The organism is Aneurinibacillus tyrosinisolvens (genome assembly GCF_001015055.1).
Classification (GTDB): Bacteria; Bacillota; Bacilli; order Aneurinibacillales; family Aneurinibacillaceae; genus Aneurinibacillus_A; species Aneurinibacillus_A tyrosinisolvens.
In genome coordinates, this window is sequence record NZ_BBWZ01000095.1 from 1 (window position 1) to 3,828 (window position 3,828).

A 3,828-nucleotide genomic window follows, 5' to 3' on the forward strand; every position below is an offset into this window, starting at 1 on the left:
ATATATAACCATCAATAAACATTGAATTTAAAAGCCTGTATCAATAATTACTAAGTAGTTTTCGATACAGGCTTCTTTTTATCTGTTTGCCAATTTTCCCAGCAGAATGGAATTATCTTTTCTTAGTTTTTTGTTGTCTTCATCTAATTCAGCTACTCTTCTTTTTAGTGATTCAATCAACTTGTCCTTTGAACTTTCACTAAACGTCTGTTTTTTGGTGATAACCTTTAATTTCTGGTTTTGTTTTGTTATTGCTTCATCAATTGGTTTAAGAAGTTCCTGTTTGTATGAGTAAAGGAATGTTTTACTTACTCCTGCCTTACGGCATATTTCAGCTTTTGATATAGGGTTACTTATAGGGTCATCAAGGAGCGTTAGCTCCTTTAGAACAGCTAAAACAGCTTGTTTTTTTATCTCACTCTCCATTTTTTTTGATTCAACCATTTTGGAGGTATTTGGATTGATATTAGCCATTTAATGGACACCCCCTGTGTAGAAATGTTTTGAAGCATCGAATGTTTCGCCCATTTCGATGATTTTCAATGCAGTTTGATAGAACTGAACTACCTTGTCAAATTCCTCAATCTTTTCATTTAGCCCAATTTGCTTCGCTTGATTCAAATGTGTTGTAAAGGCATCTATGGTGTCTACAACTGCGTTTTTATGTCTCGGAAGTATCTTTTTCTTAATGCACGTTTTACAAGCCACCTGATGTGGACAGGAGGGCATTTTATATGGATGCTCACAACATCCGTCACCTTGGTCGAAGATGGCAATAATCTTGTTTTTGACCCATTTGTTATCACCGAAGATTTCTTCCTGTTCAGGAAGATTATCCCTAATTGCTGTGGCATCAGATTTAAGAAGTTTATCTTTAAACTCCTTCTTTAAACGTTGTTGGTACACCTTGACATATTTCTCTGTCATCGCAACAGAAGAGTGACCTAAAAAATTTTTTACGGCATAAATATCGACACCTGCATCAATCATCTCGGTGGCTACTGTATGCCTGAACTGGTGCGGTGTGATAATATATATATCCCCCGACTCGGCTCCAAAGTTTGATAATGGAATTTGATTACAAACTTTTGGAAGTATATTTGCCCTAAAAAAGTTGCCACTAATTGTTTCTGTTATGCGAATATTTTGATTTCCAAAAGCTACAATTTCTCTAAACAAATATAATTTCCCGTCTGATTTAGTAGGTGGTAAATCTTTCACTCGTTCCTTTTGTCGCAAAACAGCACGTTCAACAATATTTCTACCCTCTGAGTCCTTTAAATGTGCCAATGGTATAATTAAATCTATTGGTATTTTTGCAATGCGATGGTCTAAAAAGAGTTGTGGGTCTCCTTCTAAATCATATCTCAAACAATCTATATCACTACCATCCGAAATCAAGTGAGCCATGTCTTCCAATCGTCTTCCTGTGTGCCTAAGAATAATAATAAAATCCCAGTATGTAGGTTTTATTATTGGAGTTTCTTCATTAGCTTCCAGTAATGGGATAATAGTATTTTCTATATAATCATCCAGTTTTATTTTGACATGAGGCGGTATGGGTTTTGGTAGAGTTCTATCTCTTTTGGGTGTATCATAACTGATTAAAAGCCCATCTGTTTTTGGGCCATCCTCCCATTTGTTCATGTACATATATTGGAACATACTTCGGATAATAATTATTATTTCCTGTGCTTGTCTATTTGAAAGAGAATATATATCAGGTAGAACTTTTTCAATATGAGTATTTCTATCCAATTCTTTAAAAGACTTAATATCTGGAAACCTATTGTGTAAATTATTGAAAAATATGGGGATATTTTTCATGTTATAGTTGAATGTTGCTGGTTTCCAATTCGCAATCATATTTTGATAATATCTTTTTACAATCTTTCGGAAGTTTACATTTTTTATTTTGTTAAATTTTACAATAAAGTCATGAGGTGGAAAGTGCTTTGGGTATTCTTTAAATAACCTTCTCATATCCCAAACATCTTGTTTTAAATATTCTTCTCGTTCTTTAGGGTTCTTTATCAACTTAACTTCGTGATGGGTAGGGTAGGCATGTTCATAGTGCCTTACCTCAACACCCATGTTTTCTAAAAGTTCAGTGAACCGTTTATCTTTGATGGCATTATACCAGGCTGAGTTGCTTTTAAATCCTGCCATAGTACATAACTCGTCATACTTTTTATCTCGGTTTTCAGGTTGCTGTAATATTTTAAAAAACTTCTTCTGTGCCTTAGTCATCGAAGAAGTATCAATAGCTTCAAAGGGAAAAGGAGTGACAGTTGCCTTTGTTACTGACTTCTCCAAGTTAGTTGAAATAGGTTGAATAGCTGTATTTTTATTTGTCATTTTTTTGTTCCTTTCGTTTTTCTTTTCTATATCCTTCCATTCGTTTGTATTCTTTTTTATGGTCTTCTGCATTCAAATGGGCATATATATGCATCGTTGTTGCTACATCTTTGTGACCAACTCTTTCGGATATATATTTCCAGTTTATAGGTTCACCTTTGCTCAGATATTCTCTTGCTAATTCAGTAACGTGAGTATGTCTCAACTTATGGGTGTTTATCTTAATCCCTGTTTTTTTGTTGTAATTGTTAAGGGTTGATGAAAGGGTTGATTTTTTCATCGGTTTGCCATTTTGTGAAGGAATATTGCTATTAACCACCACGAATAAAAAATCACTTTTAGGGTCACTGTTTACCCAATCGCTACTAATATATCTATCTATTAAAACCATAAGGTCAGAAGGAAGATGAACAAACCTGTCTCTACCATACCCTGCTTTAGCTCTTGAGCCATTTTCATTGTCGGGTCTGAAACGTACATATACACCTTGTTCGCCAAAATCAATATCTTCAAGTTTGATACCTAAAAGTTCACCTGACCTTAGACCGCCCTCTTTTAGAATAAGAAGAATAATCTTATCTCGTAAGAGATTCACAGCCTCTAAATACTTCTTAAAATCCTTTTGCTCAATGGTCTTTGGGATAACTTGGGGAACTTTGGATTTAAGAGTATTTTTCTGTACAGTTTTATTCCTTCTTGTATGTGCTAACATATCCTTATCCTTCATGGCACTTGTAACCATTACGTTACGGTAAACAACAGGATTATCGTATATCCTTCCACTTGCTTTTAGCCAAAGAAATAGAGAACTTACTCTATCTATGATGGCATTGACAGTTGAAACTTTTAAATCGTCATCTTCATAGCCATCTTCTAACATCTCTACATTTTCATAAAATCTATATGGGTTTTTTAACCATAACTTGAATTTCGTTAAAATATCAGGTTTACCATCTAAATCAAGGATTTCCAAGTCCCTCAACTTTAAAAAAACAATGAAATACCATAAGTTGTAACAGTATGTTTTGATTGTATTTGGAGATACCTCCCGTTCAGCTCTTGCCTGAATCATATCGAGATATTCTTTTACTAATGGTATGAAGTCAAGGTTTTCATCCATGAGATAATACATAGTTCCATTTTCTGTTTGTGCTTCTCGAATAGATATAACCTCATGCCATTTATCCTTTATTGCTTTTTCATTATGGGATATTGTCATATACCTTAAAGCTCCTTTAAATACCTTAAAGTCAAAGTCCTCGAACTATCGTTCTGCGGAGTGCTGTCCTCGCACCGAGGCTATGTCCCCCTACAATAACAAGAATGTATGTTCTTAAACTTATATTTTCAATATTATCATAAATTATCTATTATTACTATGTACTTTTAATTTATACATAAAGATAAAAAAAGATAGTAGGGGTAATCAACCCTTACTATCCTTACTCTTAATATTAATATGTCTTTAAG

The 3,828-nt window shown here is 33.9% G+C and carries 3 protein-coding genes; all 3 read right to left on the minus strand.

Annotated features, from left to right (window positions below):
• Positions 1 to 78: 78 nt before the first annotated feature.
• Genes MBEAL2_RS28305 through MBEAL2_RS28315 form a run of 3 tightly spaced genes read right to left on the minus strand, consistent with a single transcriptional unit; the run spans position 79 to position 3,577 of the window.
• On the minus strand, positions 79 to 474 hold the full coding sequence (locus MBEAL2_RS28305) for a DUF6262 family protein (protein ID WP_047155530.1): 396 nt from the start codon (positions 472 to 474) through the stop codon (positions 79 to 81).
• Positions 475 to 2,358, minus strand: coding sequence for a tyrosine-type recombinase/integrase (locus MBEAL2_RS33410; RefSeq protein WP_236693050.1), 1,884 nt, complete (start codon positions 2,356 to 2,358; stop codon positions 475 to 477).
• Positions 2,348 to 3,577 (minus strand): tyrosine-type recombinase/integrase, encoded by a 1,230-nt coding sequence (locus tag MBEAL2_RS28315; protein ID WP_047155531.1) that lies wholly within the window; start codon positions 3,575 to 3,577, stop codon positions 2,348 to 2,350. Before MBEAL2_RS28315 ends, MBEAL2_RS33410 begins: the two co-directional genes overlap by 11 nt.
• Positions 3,578 to 3,828: the final 251 nt, after the last annotated feature.

Excerpts from the sequence above, each read along its gene's own strand:
- MBEAL2_RS28305 (WP_047155530.1), bottom strand. The coding sequence starts at position 474 with ATGGCTAATATCAATCCAAATACCTCCAAAATGGTTGAATCAAAAAAA.
- MBEAL2_RS33410 (WP_236693050.1), bottom strand. The coding sequence starts at position 2,358 with ATGACAAATAAAAATACAGCTATTCAACCTATTTCAACTAACTTGGAG.
- MBEAL2_RS28315 (WP_047155531.1), bottom strand. The coding sequence starts at position 3,577 with ATGACAATATCCCATAATGAAAAAGCAATAAAGGATAAATGGCATGAG.